Here is a 19,831-nt window from a genome sequence, read left to right as displayed (position 1 = left end):
GGCCAGTTGAACGGCCTTAACCAGGTCATGGCCTTTTAAATATTTGTCTATCAGGTGAGCGACGATTTCCGAATCGGTTTCCGATAAAAAAGTCCGGCCCTCTTCCGACAATTGTTTTTTGAGGTCTAAATAATTTTCGATGATGCCATTATGGACCAGGGCAACCCGACCGACTACATGGGGGTGGGCATTGGTTTCCGAAGGCCGGCCGTGGGTGGCCCAGCGGGTATGACCGATCCCTATCCGGCCGGCGATTGGATTTTGGGAAAGCAACCGGCCCAACTCGCTTAATTTTCCCTGGCTGCGGCGCACATCAAAATGGTGATCCTGAATCAGGGCAATACCGGCCGAATCATACCCCCGGTATTCCAATCTTTTTAATCCCTCGAAAATAACCTCTACGGGATTTTGAGGGCCGAGATATCCGATTATGCCGCACATAACTTTATTTCCTTTCTACCTCAAGACCTGATTTTTAATCCAGGAGAAGGGGGGGATAATCACCCCGTCCTTCACCGTTGAGTCCTCTATGACCGCATGGGACTGAATTGCACAACGGGAACCGATCCGGGTCTTTCCCATTAGGCGGGTGAAAGGACCGATGACCGTATCCGGACCAATCCTGACCGAATCATCAACCCGGGTGGTCAGCGGATCAATGATGGTCACGCCTTTTTGCATCCACTCCTTATTGATCCTTTGCCCTAACCAGTTAGCCGAACGGGCCAGTTCAGCCCGGTCATTGATACCCAGGACCTCCTCAGAGCGGGAATGATAGTACACGGCCACCGGTAATCGTTTTTCCCTGGCCAGTTGGACCAGATCGGTCAGATAATATTCCTTCTGCCGGTTTTTCCGGGTCAGACTGGAAAGAGCGGAAAAAAGAAATTCCGCTTCAAAAGCATAAAGACCGGTATTGATTTCAAGGAGAAGGCGTTCCTCCGTGGTGGCGTCCTTTTCTTCCACAATCCTTACCAGGTGCCCCTGGGGGTCCCGTAAGATCCGGCCATAACCCTTAGGGTTTTCCACCTTCGTACTGATGAGGGTCAGAACAGCCTGGCCTTTTCCGTGAAGCTGTAACAGTTTTATCAAAGTCCCCTTTTCGATCAGAGGTACATCTCCGGAAAGGACCAGCACCGTGCCCTGAAAGGTTCCCAGGTCTTTTTGGGTGGTCTGAAGGGCATGGCCTGTCCCCAATTGGGGGGATTGGTTGATAAATTGCCCTTCCCATTTCCGGAAGGCTTCTTTTACCCGGTCTGCCTGATGGCCTACCACCAAGAGTTTCCTTAAAGGTTTCAACCCTTCGGCTGTGTCCAGCACATAGTGCAGCATCGGTTTTCCCAATAAAGGGTGCAGCACCTTGGGGAGATCGGATTTCATTCGGGTCCCCTTCCCGGCGGCCAGGATCACTACGGCTAACGGTTTTTTCATCATAGGCAATTGGAACAATTATATTATATTTCCTTATTTTTTACTGGCTAACGCAGAAAAAGGCAAGTCAAAAGACCGGGTCGTTTTAATTTCCTTGCCTGGTTTTCTTCAAAGTGTTATCCATTAATATGAAATAGAGTTCGGGGTTTAGAGTTCGGAGTTCGGTGTAAACCATTTTCATGCTCCGTGGCGCCCTCCCCGGGCATAAGGGTTTAGATCGAAAATAGAAAATCAGGCGAGCGGCGAGCGGGAAAAGAGCAAAAAATACTTCTTACCTATAGCCTATAGCCTCTCTTAGACTTATTTCCATGCTTCGTGGTGCCCCCCCTGAGCATTAAGGCTTCTTATGAAACCGGAAACCTCCCGTTTAACCAATAAACGGATTTTACTCTTTTGGCTCCCCTTGGAATCCACCTGGCTTATGATGGCTCTGGAAAGTTCTCTCCTGAGCGCCATCATCGCCAGGATGGCGGCGCCTAAGTTCAACCTGGCTGCTTATGGGGTGGCCTTTTCCTTTATCCTGGTGGTCGAGGCACCGATTCTGATGATCATCAGTGCCGCCACCGCCCTGGTCAAGGACCGGAATTCCTTTATCAAAATGCAGCGTTTTACCTTCGCCCTGATCGGGATAATTACTCTGATCATGGGAATCGCCCTCCTGCCATCTTTTTTTCATTTCCTGACCCAAAGAATGATCGGGTTGCCGGAACATGTCGCCGGAATGACTTACCGGGCCGTTCTGATCCTTATCCCCGTGCCCTGGGCCATAGGAATTCGCCGCTTTTACCAGGGAATCCTGATTCGTCATAACCAAACCCGCTACGTAGCCTTCGGAACCGCTATCCGGCTGGCCTCCATAATCATCACCGGCTTAGGTTTATTTCATTTCTCTAATCTAAACGGGGCGTCGGTCGGGGCCAGTATATTGGTCATCGCAGTTGTCCTGGAAGCGATTTCCAGCCGGTTCATGGCCGGTCCGATTGTCAAAGGCCTCCTCCTGGAATCGAAACCCCAGGAATCCATAAAAGACATCTTGACCTATCGGGCCATTCTTAAATTTTACCTCCCCCTGGCCTTAACCTCTCTATTGGCCTTGGGCGTTCAACCAGCGGTAACCTTTTTTGTTGGAAAAAGCCGAATGGCCATCGAGTCTTTGGCCGTGCTGCCGGTTATTCATGGACTGATATTTATTTTCATGAGCTGCGGCCTGTCTTTCCATGAGGTCAGCATTGCCTTGATGGGAAACTGTAACCGTAATTATAAAGAACTGCGTAATTTTGCTTTGATTTTGTGCCTAGTCACGGTGGGGTTGCTGGCCTGTTTCGGATTCACCCCCTTATCCCATTTCTGGTTCCGTATGGTGTCAGGATTGTCGGTTGAATTGACTCAATTCGCTTTGACCCCTGTTAAACTACTGACCATTATGCCGGGAATATGGATGCTGCTCACCTTCCAGCGGTCGATCCTGGTCAGTGCCAGGCATACCGGACCGATCACCTGGGCTACCGGCCTGGAACTAATGATTGTCCTCGTTAGCCTTTTTGTTGCCATTCGCTATTTCGATGCCATTGGGGCCATAGCAGCGGCAATAGCCATTATTTTGGGACGGGCAGGCGGAACCCTTTGTCTCTTCCCGGCTTTTTTAAAAACCCTGAAAAGTTTCCCCCGGAATCAAGGGCCGGCCTGACCACCTACAGGGTAATTCGGGCAGATTTTTATTACAAATACAGTTCATTTTCTTATAAAATACGACAAACACCCTATAGGGGTTCCCCCAACATTTTGTTACCCTTTTAAATGAGGGACTGGCTTCTTCCTCCGAGGGGATAGAATGGTGTGGAGTTGGGGCACCACGAAGCATGAAAATAAGTCTACAAGAGGCTATAGGCTATAGGCAATGGGCTATAGGTAAGAAGGAAGTATTTTTTTGCTCTTTTTCCGCGTGCCTCGTGCCTGATTTTCTATTTTCGAACTGAATTAATGAGACTAACCATATTCTGGCGATTGATTATCGGTTATCTGATCATCTTCATTTTGGTGATGACGGTCGGGGTCTATGCTTTTATTCAACTCAGGCGGTTCAATACGGTCACCCGGTCTATCTTGAATGTGGACAACCGGCTCGTGGAATATGATAAAAAACTGGTAGACTTAACCCTTTCCCAGCATCGATTTTTAAAAAAATATATCATCACCAAAGATCAAAACCTCTACACCCTGTTCCTTTCAGAGAAAGAGGCTTTCAATAATGACTTGAAAATGGCTCTGATTATTTCCGGTTCCTCCACCAGGGGAGATATTTTGAAAAGGGTCCAGGATTCCCATAATCAATACTATTCACTGGCAGAAAAAGAAAATGGCTATATCCGGTCTAAAAGGAACTACTTAACAAAAAGGTACGACAGAGAAAAAGAAAAGTTGCTGGATGGAATTCTGAAGGATTTGGAATTATTGGAAATTAAAGTCCAACAAGAGGTCCATCAACGAATGAAGGAGCAGGGGGAGGCCGGAGATTCGGCCCGTAACGTTGCAGTGATCCTGGCCTCGATCGCCATGATTTCGGTCATCGCCATCTCTTTTTTTATCACCAGGAGCATCACTAACCCCCTGGCCCAGTTGAGAATGAAGACCCGGGAGATTTCCGAAGGCATTTTTAAATCGGACTTAACGATATCCTCTTCGCCTGAGATTTCAGACCTGGCCCAGGCCTTTAATTTAATGATCCATAAACTCAGCACCTTGGATAAGATGAAATCCGATTTTTTTTCGACCATGTCTCATGAACTGCGAACCCCTCTGACTTCTATTAAAGAAGGAATTGCCCTTCTGCAAGAGGAGGCGGCCGGGCCGATTACGGAAAAGCAAAAAAGACTACTGGCCATCATTGCCCAGGAGAGCCGCCGACTCATAGATCTGGTCAATTCCTCATTGGACCTGTCCAAGATGGAGGCGGGTATGATGATCTATCGGATTGAACCGGGGGATCTTGTCCCTTTGATGGATAAGGTCATTCTTGAGATGGGTCCCTTGGTAGAAGCCAAAAAGATCCACTTTAAAAAAGAAATAAAGGGAACCCTGCCGATCGCCAAAATCGACCAGGAGAGGATCCTCCAGGTACTGCGTAATCTGGTCGGGAATGCCGTAAAATTTACCCCTGAGGGGGGGCAGGTGGAGATTGCTGCCGGTGTGGTCGACCAGGGTATCGAGGTGGCGGTCAGGGATACCGGCCCAGGAATCCCGGAAGATCATCTTTTAACTATCTTTAACAAATTTCAACAGGTCGCTCCAACAAAGGCTTACCAGATCAAGGGGTCCGGATTAGGTCTGGCGATTGTCAAACATATCATCATTTCACATGGCGGCAGGGTATGGGCGGAAAGCAAATTAGGACAGGGAAGCTCCTTTTATTTCTGGTTGCCGGCCTGATTGTATTTCTTTCGGGCGGTTGTGCCACCATGGAAAGGATCTGGCAGCAGATAAATTCCGGGGGGCCTTCGACAGGCTTGCCGGTCCCCTCACCGGAAGTCAGCGGTGCGGCCGAAGAGCAAAAAAAGGAAAAAGCAGCCACAGTCCATCTCCTGGAAGGCAAAAAACTTTTCGTTCAAGGAAATTATGAAAGGGCCCTTCGGGAACATCTTAGGGTTATTGCTCTGATGAATAATCATCCGCCGGTTGATGAGGCCTATTTTTTTATGGGTTTGATCCATGCCGACCAGGGAAATCCCAAAAAAGACTACGGTCAGTCGCTTTATTTTATGAACAGGCTGATTAAAGAATTTCCCGAGAGCCTTTTCAGCAGACCGGCAAAATCCTGGATCAGGGTTCTGCAGGATAATGAAAGATTAGTTAGAGAAAATGAGAAGTGGATCAAAAATAATGAAAAAGGGTTTAAGGATCAGGAGAAGATCCTTAAAGAAAATGAGAAATTGGTTAAAGACCATGAAAGACTGATTAAAGAGAATGAGAAATTGACCAGAATGCTGGAGGAATACAAGCAGGTCGATATCGATATCGAAGGGAAAAAGAGAGACAAAGGAAGGTGAGAGAGGCTATGGCTTTGGGGAAGATCCTGGTGGTGGACGACGATAGAAACCTCCTGGAATTGGTCAAAATGAGGCTTGAATCGGCCGATTATGAGGTAACTGCCGCCTTAATGGAGGAAGAGGCCCTCGAAGCCCTCAAGGAGCAGGCTTTTGACCTGGCCATCGTTGACCTTCAACTGGCCCATCAGGACGGGATATCGCTGATGGAGGAATTTCACCGCCTTATCCCCGATATGCCGGTGATGATCCTTACGGCCTATGGAAGCATTGAAAGCGCCGTGGAGGCGATGAAGAAAGGGGCCTACAGTTATCTCACCAAACCTTTCGACCCCCAGGATTTGTTGTTTCAAATCAAAATTGCACTGGAAAATCGCCGACTGACTTCCGAGGTGAAAAGGCTGGAAAACCTTTTGGAGGAACATTTCGGGTTCTCTAATATTATTGGCCGAAGCGAAAAGATGAGAAACCTTCTCGAAGAGGTTTCTCAAATTGCAAAAACCGAATCGACCGTCTACATCCATGGAGAAAGCGGTACCGGGAAAGAACTCATAGCCAGGGCTATTCATATGGCCAGCAACCGGAAAAATAAGGCGTTCGTAGCAATCAACTGCGCCGCCCTCCCGGAAGGACTGTTGGAGAGCAGGCTCTTCGGCCATGAAAAAGGGGCCTTTACCGGGGCCATCAAGAGCACCAAAGGACTTTTTGCCCGGGCCCATGAAGGCACCATTTTTTTAGATGAGATCGGAGACATGCCCCTGGGGATTCAAGCCAAACTGTTGAGGGTCCTCCAGGAACGCAATTTTTATCCCGTGGGCAGCGAGCAATTGGTCGATGTAGATGTCCGGGTGATTGTGGCCACGAACAAGGATCTGGAAGCTCTGGTGAAACAAGGTCTTTTCCGGGAAGATCTTTTTTACAGGATCCATGTCATTCCCCTTTACCTGCCTCCTTTACGAGACAGGAAGGAAGATATCCCGCTTCTGGCTGAACATTTCCGGAAAAAGTTCGCCCAACAGATGCATAAAGAGGTCAAAGGACTGGCCCCCTTGGCCATGCAAAAAATGATGCTCTATGATTGGCCGGGAAATGTAAGAGAATTGGAGAATGCCATCGAGTATGCCCTGGCCATGACCCAGCAAGACATCATCTCTGAAGAACTTATTCTTCAGCAGACCAAGGGTGTTGCCTCCTCAACGACCTTGCAACCCCTCAAAGAGGCCAGGAACGCCTATGAAAAAAGCTATCTGATCCACCTTCTCTCAATCTGCAAGGGAAATATAACCAAAGCTGCCAAACTGGCGGGAAAATACCGCGCCGACTTTTACGATCTCCTCAAGAAACATAATCTGAAAATAGAAGATTTTAAGAAATCAAGGTAAACTGTAGGGTTTAAGCTACGCTCTCTTCCCTGATCTGTAGGTGAAAACCTTCAATCTATAAATTTAAAAACCGTTCTGTTGAAAATAATCAAATAGATTCAATGAGATATATAGATATAAACTATTGGCACATCCCTTGCTTATTTAAAGGTTAACCCAATTAATCAAGGGAGGTAGACCAAATGAAGATATTAATCGTCGATGATAATCAGGCAGTGGCCTCAGTGGTCCAGTTTATGCTGGAACTTGAAGGATTTGAAGTACGATTGGCTCTGAACGGCCCGGATGGGTTTTTGAATTATATCCAGTTCCGTCCGGACCTGGTGATTACCGATATCCAGATGCCCGGAGAAAACGGCTTCGAACTGATGAACCACATCCGGGAACATGATCCCACCGTGAAGACGATCTACATGAGCGGCAACTTGAGTCAGTTCTATGCCCTTCTTGAGGACGAAAAAAGCAAGTACCATATTGATTTTCTGGATAAGCCGTTTTCCAGGGATGAATTGATCGGACGTGTCTCGGCTTTTTTAAGTTAAAAGGGACCAATAATGATGAAACGGAAAAAGTTGAAAAAGTATGGATGGGCTTGGGGCCTGGTTTCGGGGTTGCTGGTCGTTCTTATGAATTCAACTATGGTTTCTGCCGGTATTGGAATGCACTATGCGGCTGTTACCGTTTCTGAAAAAGATCAGATCAAGATCTTGTCTTTTTTGGAACGAAAAATCGGAGATCAACAACTCATGGAGAAAGCACGGGAAAAACTGCTTTCACTGGATGAAAAGCAAACACGGCTGATCGTTTCCCTTTCCGAACGCATCTCGGAAGACCGGACGGCCAGAGCCGATGTCGCTTATCTGATTATTGCGGCTTTGATCGCCCTTTCCTGATGGAGTTTATGAGAATCTGATTAGAGGAGGAAAAAAATGAAAAAGCTCATAAAGATTTTGCATATCAATCCAAGTTGGCAAGCAATTTATATCATTATTCGTGAGGGGGCTCTTATTAAATCCAACCTCCCTCTGGAAGACGCTCTGCTGATGCTTAAAAACGAAAAATTTGATTTGATCATCTCGGAACCGCAGAAGATAGCCATATTGGATCATCAAACAATAACGGAAAAGGAAATCCCGGAGGGTTTGCCCTTCTGGGAGAATAGTCATAAAATTTCCGGAGGCGTTTGTGAGCTCCAAACTTGACAACATCGTAATAAGTCCAAAAGCGCTGATTTACGTCATTCCCGTGAAAACGGGAATCCAGTGTTTCTAATTAATTAGACCTGGCCTGGATTCCCGCCTGCGCGGGAATGACGAGTTTTTACGAGACCATCAAACTTGATTGTCCGGGTATCCATCTTTGCCATACTCCCACACCCGAACCTTAAATAAATTTTAATTACCTGCGATGAAGAAACCCGGCTGGTTAAAAAATAGAAAGACCGCCGGTCCCCCAAAAAATTCTTTGGGGGACTGGGTTAAAGGTTCGACCCATTTATTCTACCACCTGTTTATCATTGCCTTAAGTGTCTCCATTGTATTGTCTATGCCCTGGTGGGTGAGCTTTATCGCAGGGAAGCTGCTGATCTATTGGGCTTTCATCGGAAACGAAAAAATGTTTCTGGCCTCTGTGGAAATTGTCCTGGCGGTTCTTCTCATCCTTTTTTCCAATTTCATTGGAATGAGCTGGAGGAATAAGAAACTGGCTGCTATGGCTCGTAGGGCCGGGCTGGTTTTGGTCACACCGGCCTGGGGAATCTTGACGCGCAGAAGGATCAGAAGATTAAAGGAGAGGCAGGGATTCGCCAGAGATATAATGGTCCTCCGTTTAACAGGCTTCAGGACTTTTGTGGAATCTCAAGGAGAATTGGCTCAAGTAATCCAGCAGTGCCGGGAAGCCAAGATCATGCTCCTAAATCCCAACAGCGCCGGCGCCTGTCCAGGGACAGAGCCAAAGAATGACCTGGATCACGGGATGAGCCCTGAAGGGTTCGGGGAACAGATCCGGAAGAGTATCGATTATCTCAAGGAACTCAAGGCCGCAAAAAAAAACATCCGGCTGAAAATCTACGACGGGTCTCCTTTTGTTAAGCTCACGATCCTGGGCGACTATCTCTGGTTTCAGCATTATCAGACAGGCCTGGATGTCGAGACCATACCAAAATATGTTTTCAAACATGACCAGAATCCAGGGAGCCTCTACGTCCCTTTTTATCAGTTCTTCCAGGACAGGTGGAACTGCCCGGATATTCCGGAATATGACTGGGATACGGATGAATTGATATACCGGGATGGGGGTGGGAATGAGTTCCGCAGGGAAAAGCTAAACCAGAAAGAGGGACCTCCCGATTTCGGTCGAAGTCTTACTTTGACTCTGAGAAATGATCCTGACCCGGACCACAACCTTTCCCTCTCCTTACAGGCCCTGGAGGACCATAGGAGTGACGAGGATCTCATTACCGAGGTCTTCCGGAACCTGAATAAGGAAATTCATTCACGGAGGAATTAATGATTCGGGTGATCGGGAAGAGAAAGACCAAGAATAAAGGGGGAAAAAATAAGTTTTTTTGTGGACTTAATAAATAAATACTGATAAAATCATAAACTTAAAAAGATCGGATCAGTAATTTTTTAAACAATAATTCAGGCTGTTAACCATAAACGGATCTGAATTTTAATGGATTTTCCCCTTATACCATCAGGCTCCCTGAGCATCCCCTTTAGGGGTAGAGGGGACCGAGTGAGGCCGTTCCTCCAAGAGGATTCCCCGTCCTCTTGGCCATCCCCCCCAATCATTCTTACCCAAAAATTTATCCCTGCCTGGCATACTATCTTTATTGACGTTGAATATCCGGAGGTTTCGGATCACATTGACCAGTCAAGCGATCTTCCTAAATGGGCCGATACACCCCCTGGCAAGGCCATTACCCTTTACCAAAAAATGGCTGAAAATCAACGGCGGATGAACAATACTGTGGACCTTTATGCCTGATATTTTTCCCTTCGTTCTTCCCGGAAGGTCCAATGGGGGCCCCTTAAGCTGATTCCGAACAGGTCCAAGTTCAGCCTCTCCCGGAATGTAAAAAAATTATGAGGAAGTAAGTATGGCCCGGTCATTTCTTAATAAAGCGAAGTTATTGACTCCCTGGAAATTGATAGGGGTGATTGTTCTATTTTCTGAGGCCGCGACAGCTTTAGTAAACACAATCCAGAGTCTCATCTGGTGGGGAACGGTTTCCACGGTTTTATTATGGATAGGAACCATAGATGCCCTGGTGGTCTCCTTTCTGGCCTCCCTTATTGCCCTCCCGGTCTTTAAGATTCTCAACCAGCTTGAATTTGAAAAGGAATTCCTCCAAAAAGAGGTTTTCAAGCTAAAGGAGATGGAAGATGCCTTCCGGGAGAGCGAAGAAAGATTTAGAAATTTCGCAGATCAATCGCCCAACATGATTTTTATCAATAAAAACAAGAGAGTTGTCTATGCCAACAACAAGTGCGAAGAGATCATGGGGTTCACCAAGGAAGAATATTATTCTCCGGGCTTTAACTTCCTGGACCTGATAGCTCCGGAATATAGAGACCTTATACTGGGCAATTTCGCCAGACATATGAAGGGAGAAGAAATCGATCCTTACGAATATACCCTGATCACCAAAGAAGGCCAACGGATCGAAGCCCTCATTACCACCAAAGTCATTAATTTCGGCGGGGAAAACGCCATATTGGGAATCGTGACCGACATTACCTCGCAGAAAAAGACGGAACGGGCCTTACGGGAAAGTGAAGAGCGGTATCGGGCCGTGGTCAATCAATCCTCTGAAGGGATCGTCCTTTACGACCTCCAAACCAAACAAGTCATCGAGGCCAACCCGACCTATTTGAACCTGCTCGGTTATAGTCTGGAAGAGATGCAAAAACTGACCCTCTATGATATCGTGGACCTGGATAAGGAAGAAATAGCTTCCACTTTAGAACAAATCTTACCCAATAGCCGATATTTCATCGGTGAGCGGAACCACCGGCGAAAAGATGGGACCCTGGTGACCGTTGAAGTCAGTGCCAATATTATCTCTTACGGTAAGGGACAGGCTTTGTGTGTCAATGTCCGTGATATCACCCCACAGAAAAAGGCTGAAGGAGAAAGAAAGGCCCTGGAAGAACAACTGCGCCAGGCCCAAAAAATGGAGGCCATCGGCCGTTTGGCCGGAGGGGTGGCCCATGACTTCAATAACCTTTTAACCGTAATTCACGGTTATAGCGATCTGGTCCTCCATGCCTTGAGCCAGGATGATCTCCTGGGCCATGATATTCAGGAGATAAAAAAAGCCGCTGAGCGGGCTTCCTCATTGACCCATCAGCTTCTGGCCTTCAGCCGGAAACAAATCCTCCAGCCCAGGGTCGTGGACCTCAATGTCCTGGTCAGAGATATGGAAAAAATGCTTCGCCGGATGATCGGGGAAGATATAGAACTCATCACCTGCCTGGATCCCCATCTGGGAACGATCAAGGCCGATCCGGGTCAACTGGAACAGGTCATCCTGAATCTGGCCATAAATGCCCGGGATGCCATGCCCCGGGGCGGGAAATTTTATCTTGAAACATCCGATATGGAATTGGAAGAAAGACAGGCCGGGATTGATTTCAGTATGGTTCCCGGGAAATATGTCAGACTGGCCATAAGGGATACCGGTCTGGGAATGACTGCCGAAGTTAAGGAAAAAGTTTTCGAGCCTTTTTTTACCACCAAAGAAAAGGGAAAGGGGACCGGTCTGGGTCTTTCGACCATTTATGGGATCGTCAAACAGAGCGGCGGCTATATTGTGGTAGACAGTGAAGTCGATCAGGGAACGAGGTTTACTATCTATTTCCCATGGATCGAGGAAAAAATACCGGTTCATCCGACTGTCCTGGACGACATCAAACCGCCTAAAGGCATTGAAACCATCTTGCTGGTGGAAGACGAAAAAATGGTCCGGACCCTGGCTACCACGATCCTCCAAAGATATGGCTACCGGGTTTTAGAGGCCGTCAATGGAGAAGAAGGACTTAGTCTTGTCCGGCAGGAGGTCAACCATCCGATTCATCTTATCCTGACAGATGTGGTCATGCCGGGGATAAGCGGCCGGCAGATGATCGACCAGATATGGTCCTGGAGACCTGACATCAAGGTGCTTTATATGTCAGGATATAACGAAGAAGCCATTGGCCATCATGGCTTTTCTGAAACCAAGGCGGCTTTTCTGCAGAAACCCTTCACTCCCGAGGCCTTAGCCAGGAAGGTGCGGGAAGTGTTGGACTCAGGCGAAGACCATGGGTCTATAATAAATTAGGACGCTGATTTTCGCCGATACCCGCAGATAACTATTCTTTATATTCAAAATCTTGACAATCTGCACGATCGGCTCTCTGCCGATCCGAATTCAATCGGCTTTCAGCCGATCCGAGTTGATCTGCGTCCAAAAAGGAAATTCCTATACCATAAATTTAGGGGTTGGTTTTGGCGTCCATCAACCCAAGGGATCGCTGGAAGACCGCCTGGGCTAAATGATAGTCCCACCCGGCTTCGACCTGAGTGGCTTGAGCCCGGGCCAGGGCCGTCTGGGCATCCAATAGATCGGTGACGGTCCCGGCCCCTACTGCATAACGTTCCCTGGCCATCCGCAAACTCTCCTCCGCATTCTGAATCAACATCTTTGTGGTTTGAACCGCTTCATAGTTTTCTTTAAGTCTGGAATGGGCGTTCAAGACCTCCTGTTTTACCCTTAACTGCAGCCGCTTGGCCTCGGCCTCTTCTTTAAAGACCTCGGCCTTGGCCCTGGCCAGGCGGTGTTTCCGGGAAAACCCGGTAAAAAGGGGCCATTCGATGATAATCCCGGCTAACCACTCTTCATCCTTAGGGAGGAAGTTGGAGTCCCGCCAGCCGTAACTGCCTTCGGCCCGCACCTTAGGGCCAAAAGTGCTCCTGGCGGCTTCTACCCCACCTTGTTGGGCCTCAATGCGCTTCAGGGCGGCCTTGATTTCCGGTCGTTTATGAATCGCCTGGTCCAGAGCTTTTAAAAGGTCTATCGAATCCGGAGAATCTATTTTCCCTGTTTCGGTGTCGACTTCGAGAGACCCTTCCGCAGATAATCCCATAGCCGTATTCAAATTGCCCCTGGAAATGCGGACCAGGCTTTGAGCCCTGACCAGGTCCAACTCGGCATTGGAGGCCTCTACCTGGACCCGGAGGACATCCGCCCGGGAGACCGCCCCGGCGGCTTTTCGTTCCTGGGCCAACCGGACATGGTCCCTGGCCCGGTTCAGATTTTTTCCGGCTACAGTAAGGGTTTCCATGGCCGCGGCCAATCCATAAAACCCCTGATAAACGCTGAATATCAGATCCTGAACGATCCTGGCTTTTTCTTCCTCGGCCACCCCTTGTCTGGCCAAAGCCGATTGATATTCGGCTTGCCGCCGACCGCTGTCAAACAAGGTATATCGGGCATTGAGTCCGGCCATCCAGTCATCGGTGGGGCCGATAATCGTCGGCAGGGTCCGGCCGGGTATGGAAAGACCGCTCGGCAGAAAGGCATGGCCTTGCCAGCGTTTATAGGCGGTCTGCAGACCCAGCTCCGGATAGTAGGGGGCCCGGGTCTCCCCCACGGTCTCTTTGGTCGATATTACCCCCTCCAGGGCGATCCGATGGGAGGGGTTTTTATCCAGGGCGATCCGGATACAATCGGCCAGGGTCAGGGGGTGATCAGGGGCTGGATCAGTCTCTCCGGGGTAGGCCGCCCAGGCCCACAAAAGAACCATCCCCACGGCGATTATTATAGAAAGGTTTCGTTTCAACATCTGCGTCTCCCTCACGTGTTAAACCTCCTGCCCGGTAGGGCGCCACGAAGCATGAAAATGTTTTCGAGGGCAATGGGCTATAGGCTATAGGCAATGGGACGGGGCCTAAGTTAGTCTTTTTGGGCTCTTTGTTTGCCTCTCGCCTATAGCCCATTGCCTATAGCCTGTTTTGTCCATTTTCGAACCAATTCCCCATGTCCAACGAATTGATTTTTTATTCCGAAATGCGCAATCCGAAATCAACACTCGCCTCAAATCATGGTTTTGCGAAACCGTTTGGAGGCCAGCCAGAGGACCAGAGACCCCATGACCGCCAAAGCCAGCAGGTGGGGCCAAAGGATTGTAAGGCCAACGCCCTTTAAAAAAATCCCCCGGATAACCACCAGGAAATAGCGCAAGGGATTCAAAAAGGTCAGCCACTGGACGGGCTCCGGCATATTGGCAATGGGAAAAACGAATCCGGAAAGGAGCACGGCCGGGAATTGAAAAAAGAAGGCGCTCATCATGGCCTGTTGCTGGGTCCGGCTGACCGTGGAAATAAAGAGTCCGATACCCAGGGTGGTCATAAAATAGAGGATGGTGGCTAATAAAAGCAGTCCCAGGCTCCCCCGGATGGGCACTTCAAACCAAAAAACCGCCACCAGGGTGATCAGGATGACATCGATTAAACTGATCAGGGCAAAGGGAAGGGTCTTGCCCAGGATAAATTCCTTGGGGGTAATGGGCGTGACCATGATCTGTTCCATGGTCCCGATCTCTTTCTCCCGGACCACGGCCATGCTGGTGAGCAACAGGGTGATCAGCATAACCAGCAGGGCGATCACCCCCGGCACATAAAAATTCCGGCTTTCCAGATTTTCATTGAACCAGGCCCGTGACTCCAATTCCACCAGGTTCAGTTTTTGGTTTAAGCCTCCCTGACGTAAGAAGCGTTGGACCAGGACCTCCTGAGAATACTGGGCCATGATTTTGTTGCTGTAATTCAGGACAATGGCCGCTGTATTGGAATCCGTACCGTCCACGATCAGTTGGATGACCCCTTTTCTGCCGGCCTTCAAGTCCTCCTCAAAGCCCTTATTCAGGCGTATCAAGGCCTGAACCCGGCCATGATCCACTAAGTTCCGGACCTCTTCTTCCCGGCTGACCCAGGCCTCCACATCAAAATAACCGGAATGGACGAAGCGGGCGATAACCTCCCGACTGGCCACACTGTTGTCCAGGTCATAGATCCCGGTGGCCACGTGCCGGACATCGGTGGTGACGGCGTAGCCGAAAAGAACCATCTGGAAGATGGGCATGACAAAGACGATCCCCCGGGATCGGGGGTCCCGGAAGATCTGGATGAATTCCTTGATCAGGATCTCTTTAAGCCGTCCGAACATGATCAGGCCAGCCTTTTCTTGAATTTTCTGTTGGCCAGGACAAACATGACCAGGCCGAACACGGCCAAAAAAATCCCCTCGACATACAGAACCCCCGGCCCCACTCCCTTGAGATAAATGCCCTTTAACAGGACGACGAAATATTTGGCCGGCACGAGATGGGTGATCCATTGCAGGAACGGGGGCATGCTGCGGATCGGATAGGCAAACCCGGAAAGCAGAAAGGCCGGCAAAAAGGTGGCCACCATGGCCAACTGGCTGGCTAACAGTTGACTCTTGGTGACGATGCTGATCAGAAGACCCAGGGACAAGGTCCCTATCAGGAATATGGCCGCCTGGGCGAAGATCAAAGCCACGTTTCCCCGGAGCGGCACCTGGAAAAGAAACTCCCCCATCAGCACCGCTAAAAGGACATCAAAGAGGCCGATACAAAAATAGGGAAATAATTTGCCGAGGATCAGTTCCTGGGATTTAACCGGTGTGGAGATGAGTTGTTCCATGGTCCCCTGTTCCCATTCCTTGGCCACCGTCAGGGAGGTCAGCAGGGCGGCAATGACCATCATGATGACGGCGATCAGTCCGGGGATGATATAATTTCTGGATTCCAGGTCGGCATTGAACCAGACCCGGGGCCTGACCTCAAAGGGGATGGTCGGGGAACCGCCCCCCCTCCTTTTAAAATGGTCCAGGAGGATATCCTGGGAGAAGGCGGTGGCGATCACCTCGGCATAGCCGGAAGCAATGGTGGCCGTATTGGAATCGCTTCCATCAACGATCAATTGGACCTTGGCCGTTTTACCGGAGGCCAGACGGCCGGAAAAGTCCGCCGGAATGATCAGAGAAACCAAGGCCCGGCGGGAGTCGATGGCCTGTTCCACTTCCCCATACCGGTCCACAAAGCCCTGGAGGGAAAAATAACGGGATCCTGAGAAATGGCTGATAAACTCCCGGCTGGACAGGGAACGGTTCTGGTCCCAGATGACTAAGGGGACTTTATCCACATCCAGGGTCAGGGCATAGCCGAAGAGGATCAGCATGATCATGGGGATGGCGATGCCCATGCCCAGGCTTCTGGGATCACGGAAGATGTGGATGAACTCTTTGCGGGCCATGGCCCAGGTGCGCATCAGCTTCATTTCCGCACCTCCCGTTGCGGCTGCTCCAACCGGTCCCTGGCTTCGATTAGAGAAACAAACACGTCTTCCAGAGAGGGGACGATCTTTTCTATGGCCAAGACTTTGATGGCCTGATCCATCAAGGTTTGTTTGATCACCCCGACGGTACTGTCAACGTCCTCCACCACCACATGAATCCCTTTACCAAACAGGGCGGCCTCCTTGACCCCGGCGACTTTCTCGATAGCAGCCATGGCCTCCTGGGGACGGTCGCTCTGCAAATCCAGGATTTCTTCCTGCATCAACCGGGTTTTGAGAATTTCCGGGGTCCCCAGGGCGATCAGTTCCCCCCGGTAAATCAGGCCGATGCGGTCGCAATATTCGGCCTCATCCATGTAGTGGGTGGTGACGAAAACCGTAACCCCCTTGCCGGAGAGTTCATAGATTAAATCCCAAAACCGCCGGCGGCTGATGGGGTCCACCCCGGAGGTGGGTTCATCCAGAAAAATGATCGGCGGCTCATGGAGAATGGCGCAGCCCAGGGCCAGGCGTTGTTTCCAGCCCCCGGAAAGTAAGGCCGTACGGCTATTCCGGTGTTCCTTAAGACCGGCCATGTCAATGACCCATTCTTTGCGTTCCTTTTTTTTGGCCTCGGGGATATTATAAATACCGGCGTAAAAGTTGATGTTTTCCTCTACGGTCAGGTCTTCGTAAAGGGAAAATTTCTGGCTCATGTAGCCGATATGGGCCTTGATCTTTTCCGCTTCTTTGACGATATCGAATCCGGCCACTGTCCCCGCACCCCGGCTCGGGGCCAGGATCCCGCAAAGGATGCGGATGGTCGTGGATTTACCGGCCCCGTTGGGCCCGAGGAAACCGAATATTTCTCCCCTTTCCACTTCAAAGCTGACGCGATTGACGGCCAGGAAGCTGCCGAAACGCCTTTCCAGGTCTTTAACGACTACGGCCTTATCGTTGTTCTCCGGATCCATGACCCTTTTCTCTTTTCCCTTCTCCCAGAACAGATATAAAGACGTCTTCCAAAGAAGGCTCAATGGGACGGATGCCCAGGAAGGACAAACCGGCCCCTCTGATGATTTTTTCAGCCGCCTCTGAATCCCTTCCCGGTACCTCCGTAACCAGATGAACCCGGTCGCCGAACAGGCCCACCGAGTCAGTGTCATAATGTCCCCGTAACAAGGTCTTGACCTTTCTGGGCTGACTGGAGCGGATCTCCAGGATAGTCCCCTTCATCAATTGCTTGACCTCGGCCGGTGTTCCCAGGGCGATGATTTTCCCCTGGTGCATCAAACCGATCCGGTTACAGCGTTCCGCCTCATCCAAGTAGGCGGTGGAAATAAAAATGGTCACCTTTTCTTTAAGCAGTTGATAGAGGATGCGCCAGAAATCACGACGGGACACCGGGTCCACGCCATTGGTCGGCTCATCGAGAAAAAGTACCCGGGGGGTATGGATCAGGGCACAGGTCAGTCCTAATTTTTGTTTCATTCCACCGGAGAGATTCCCGGCCAACCGTTTTTTGAAGGGAGTCAGATTACTGAAATCCAGCAGACGGTCGATCTTTTCTTGCCGTTCTTTTTTGGGAACTCCGTAAATATCGGCATAAAACTGGATGTTTTCCATGACCGTCAGGTCCGGGTAAAGGCCGAATCGCTGGCTCATATAGCCGATTTCTTCTTTGATGGCCTCGGCCTCTTTTACGGTCTGGCGGCCGACGATCCAGGCCTCTCCGGAGGTGGGTTCCATGATGGCCGTAAGTAACCTCATGGTCGTGGTCTTGCCGGCCCCGTCCGGCCCCACCAGACCGAAGATTTCGCCCTCGGTGATGGAAAAGTTCAGGCGGTCCACAGCAGTCAGACCGTTAAACGATTTGGTTAGATTGTCGGTTTTTATAGCATCCATGGGAAATAAGCTGAAAGCTCAAGGCTCAAAGCTGAAAATTTGTTCGAAAATGAAGTTTCAAGTTGCAAGATGCATGTTTCAAACGTGAAAAACCTCTAACGGGCTATGGGCGAAGAAAAAACCATAAAATTGTTGCTTTACCTATATTCCCCCTGGCCCCTGAACCCTGAGTTTTGAACTCCGCATTCCGAATTCCGAATTCCGAATTATTGTGTCAGGATGATCTCCCCATCGGCCGGCATCCCCGGCTTAAGCTCCAAGTTCGGGTTGGGGATATCCACCTTGATGCGATAGACCAGTTTGACCCGTTCTTTCTGGGTCTGGACATTCTTGGGGGTAAATTCGGCCTGGGAAGCGATGAAGGTAATTTTCCCTTCATAGGCCTTGCCGGGAAAGGTGTCGGTGAAGAGGCGCACCTTTTGTCCAAGCTTAACCCGTCCCAAATCGGTTTCATTGATATAAGCCCGCAAATAGACTCGGATCAGATCTCCTGCCGTAACTACTGGAGTCCCCGGAGAGACATATTCCCCCGCCTCGACATTTTCGGATAAGACAATTCCAGAAATGGGGGCGTGCAAAACCGAATAACCCATCCGGGTTTCAGCCAGGGCCAGGGCCTTCCGGGCCTGTTCCAGGCCGGCCAGGGCCAGGTCGATTTTTTCCTGACGGGGGCCTTTACGGACCAGGGTCAAAATTTCTTTGGCCTCCCGGATGCGGGCTTCGGCCCCGTCAAAGTTTGTTTTAGCCAGATCATATTCCCGGGCCGAAATAACTTCCCGCTCATATAATTTTTTTTGCCGTTCCCATTCCGTCTTGGTCCTGGTGCCATCGGCCTGGGCCCGTTCCAAAACAGCCTCGGCCTGGGCGATTTCCTCCGGCCTTGACCCGGTCTTCAATTCGGCCAGGGTAGCTTGGGCCGCAGCCACCTGAGCCTTTCGTTGGGCCATTTCCTGGACCAGGTCCTGGTTATCCAATCGGGCGACTATCTGGCCGGCTTTAAACATCTCCCCTTCGGAAACCAGACGTTTTTCAATCCGTCCCGGGATCTTGAAACTGAGGTCTATGTCGGTAATTTCTATATTCCCTGAAACGCGGACAATGTTTGTCTCCGGGACGTCCTGACTTTTAAAATAAAAAATCCCGGCTGCCACTCCGGCGATTACCAACAGGGCAGGGATGATTATTTTCTTTTTCATGGTGTGATCCTTATTCCTCTTCTTTCCAATGGATGCAAGATACCGGGCAACTCTCAATGGCCTCCTCGATGCATTCTTTTGGGCCTCCTTCTGGCAGGATCACCACGGCCTTTTCTATTTCCTCGTTCATTTGAAAAACATCCGGGCAAAGTTCGATACAGGTTCCACAGGCAATACATTCCTCTTCATCGATGAATACTCTCATCTTACTTTCCTCCTGTCTTCATGGAATAGCCGCCCTCTCATTTTTGCTCCTCTTTTCCGAGCAGGATTTCCGCCTGGCCGATTCGTTCTTTGTATATTTGGTGAATCAGGTTCTTATCAAATTCCCATTCTTCCTGCAGCATGGCCTCTTTTTCCTCCGGGCTGAAATAATTCATGATGGGCAGAAAAAAATGTTTATCTTCTTTCTCGATATGCCTGGGATAAAAGGCCACCAGAAATCTCATCCGGTCAAGCATACGGGACAGGGCTTCCGGATCCCCTCTCAAATACCGTCCTTTGGCCTCCACCATCTCGGCCACGGTCT

19 protein-coding genes are annotated in these 19,831 nt (G+C 49.7%); 9 read left to right on the top strand and 10 right to left on the bottom strand.

The window, feature by feature from the left end:
• Both HY879_10345 and HY879_10340 read right to left on the bottom strand, forming a co-directional pair.
• On the bottom strand, nucleotides 1-441 hold a 441-nt coding region (locus HY879_10345), incomplete at its 3' end, for a class II glutamine amidotransferase (GenBank protein MBI5603746.1).
• Between the two features lie 15 nt (nucleotides 442-456).
• Entirely contained in the window at nucleotides 457-1,449 is a 993-nt protein-coding gene (locus HY879_10340; protein MBI5603745.1) for a bifunctional N-acetylglucosamine-1-phosphate uridyltransferase/glucosamine-1-phosphate acetyltransferase, read from the bottom strand.
• Between the two features lie 328 nt (nucleotides 1,450-1,777).
• Between HY879_10340 and HY879_10335 the strand changes: the two genes are divergently transcribed.
• The 9 genes from HY879_10335 (at nucleotide 1,778) to HY879_10295 (ending at nucleotide 12,182) form a co-directional block, all read left to right on the top strand.
• Nucleotides 1,778-3,118 (top strand): hypothetical protein, encoded by a 1,341-nt coding sequence (locus HY879_10335; protein MBI5603744.1) that lies wholly within the window; start codon nucleotides 1,778-1,780, stop codon nucleotides 3,116-3,118.
• A 293-nt stretch (nucleotides 3,119-3,411) separates the two neighbouring features.
• Nucleotides 3,412-4,857, top strand: a complete 1,446-nt coding sequence (locus HY879_10330) for a HAMP domain-containing histidine kinase (GenBank protein ID MBI5603743.1) — start codon at nucleotides 3,412-3,414, stop codon at nucleotides 4,855-4,857.
• Nucleotides 4,800-5,474 carry an outer membrane protein assembly factor BamD gene (gene bamD, locus HY879_10325; protein MBI5603742.1) on the top strand — a complete coding sequence of 225 codons (675 nt, stop codon included), beginning with the start codon at nucleotides 4,800-4,802 and terminating at the stop codon, nucleotides 5,472-5,474. The genes HY879_10330 and bamD overlap by 58 nt, the downstream gene beginning before the upstream one ends.
• 8 nt (nucleotides 5,475-5,482) lie before the next feature.
• On the top strand, nucleotides 5,483-6,853 hold the full coding sequence (locus tag HY879_10320) for a sigma-54-dependent Fis family transcriptional regulator (GenBank protein MBI5603741.1): 1,371 nt from the start codon (nucleotides 5,483-5,485) through the stop codon (nucleotides 6,851-6,853).
• Between the two features lie 182 nt (nucleotides 6,854-7,035).
• A complete protein-coding gene (locus HY879_10315; protein ID MBI5603740.1) occupies nucleotides 7,036-7,395 on the top strand; it encodes a response regulator in 360 nt (119 codons plus the stop codon).
• 12 nt (nucleotides 7,396-7,407) lie between these two features.
• On the top strand, nucleotides 7,408-7,746 hold the full coding sequence (locus tag HY879_10310; protein ID MBI5603739.1) for a hypothetical protein: 339 nt from the start codon (nucleotides 7,408-7,410) through the stop codon (nucleotides 7,744-7,746).
• Nucleotides 7,747-7,782: 36 nt separating this feature from the next.
• A complete protein-coding gene (locus tag HY879_10305; protein ID MBI5603738.1) occupies nucleotides 7,783-8,055 on the top strand; it encodes a hypothetical protein in 273 nt (90 codons plus the stop codon).
• Between the two features lie 262 nt (nucleotides 8,056-8,317).
• The gene (locus tag HY879_10300; GenBank protein ID MBI5603737.1) at nucleotides 8,318-9,361 is read left to right on the top strand and encodes a hypothetical protein; all 1,044 of its coding nucleotides are present in this window, start codon (nucleotides 8,318-8,320) and stop codon (nucleotides 9,359-9,361) included.
• A gap of 595 nt (nucleotides 9,362-9,956) precedes the next feature.
• Nucleotides 9,957-12,182, top strand: a complete 2,226-nt coding sequence (locus HY879_10295; protein ID MBI5603736.1) for a PAS domain S-box protein — start codon at nucleotides 9,957-9,959, stop codon at nucleotides 12,180-12,182.
• A 154-nt stretch (nucleotides 12,183-12,336) separates the two neighbouring features.
• Here the strand turns inward: HY879_10295 and HY879_10290 are convergent, their stop codons facing one another.
• From HY879_10290 to HY879_10255, 8 genes are all read right to left on the bottom strand, one after another.
• Nucleotides 12,337-13,686 (bottom strand): TolC family protein, encoded by a 1,350-nt coding sequence (locus tag HY879_10290; protein MBI5603735.1) that lies wholly within the window; start codon nucleotides 13,684-13,686, stop codon nucleotides 12,337-12,339.
• A gap of 251 nt (nucleotides 13,687-13,937) precedes the next feature.
• Nucleotides 13,938-15,068: an ABC transporter permease gene (locus tag HY879_10285; GenBank protein MBI5603734.1), complete on the bottom strand. Its 1,131-nt coding sequence runs from the start codon at nucleotides 15,066-15,068 to the stop codon at nucleotides 13,938-13,940.
• Nucleotides 15,069-15,070: 2 nt separating this feature from the next.
• Nucleotides 15,071-16,204 carry an ABC transporter permease gene (locus tag HY879_10280; protein MBI5603733.1) on the bottom strand — a complete coding sequence of 378 codons (1,134 nt, stop codon included), beginning with the start codon at nucleotides 16,202-16,204 and terminating at the stop codon, nucleotides 15,071-15,073.
• A complete protein-coding gene (locus HY879_10275; protein MBI5603732.1) occupies nucleotides 16,201-17,175 on the bottom strand; it encodes an ABC transporter ATP-binding protein in 975 nt (324 codons plus the stop codon). Before HY879_10275 ends, HY879_10280 begins: the two co-directional genes overlap by 4 nt.
• Complete coding sequence (locus HY879_10270; GenBank protein ID MBI5603731.1) at nucleotides 17,153-18,106, bottom strand: ABC transporter ATP-binding protein; 954 nt, start codon at nucleotides 18,104-18,106, stop codon at nucleotides 17,153-17,155. Before HY879_10270 ends, HY879_10275 begins: the two co-directional genes overlap by 23 nt.
• Before the next feature lie 206 nt (nucleotides 18,107-18,312).
• Nucleotides 18,313-19,302, bottom strand: a complete 990-nt coding sequence (locus HY879_10265; GenBank protein MBI5603730.1) for an efflux RND transporter periplasmic adaptor subunit — start codon at nucleotides 19,300-19,302, stop codon at nucleotides 18,313-18,315.
• 10 nt (nucleotides 19,303-19,312) lie between these two features.
• Complete coding sequence (locus tag HY879_10260) at nucleotides 19,313-19,507, bottom strand: ferredoxin (GenBank protein MBI5603729.1); 195 nt, start codon at nucleotides 19,505-19,507, stop codon at nucleotides 19,313-19,315.
• Nucleotides 19,508-19,544: 37 nt separating this feature from the next.
• Nucleotides 19,545-19,831 (bottom strand): hemerythrin (locus tag HY879_10255; protein MBI5603728.1); only part of this gene is annotated, 287 nt, incomplete at its 5' end.

The sequence above is a fragment of the Deltaproteobacteria bacterium genome (genome assembly GCA_016219225.1).
Taxonomy (GTDB): Bacteria; Desulfobacterota; RBG-13-43-22; order RBG-13-43-22; family RBG-13-43-22; genus RBG-13-43-22.
Note: the sequence above shows the minus strand (reverse complement) of the source record. Positions and strands in the feature narration are given on the sequence as shown.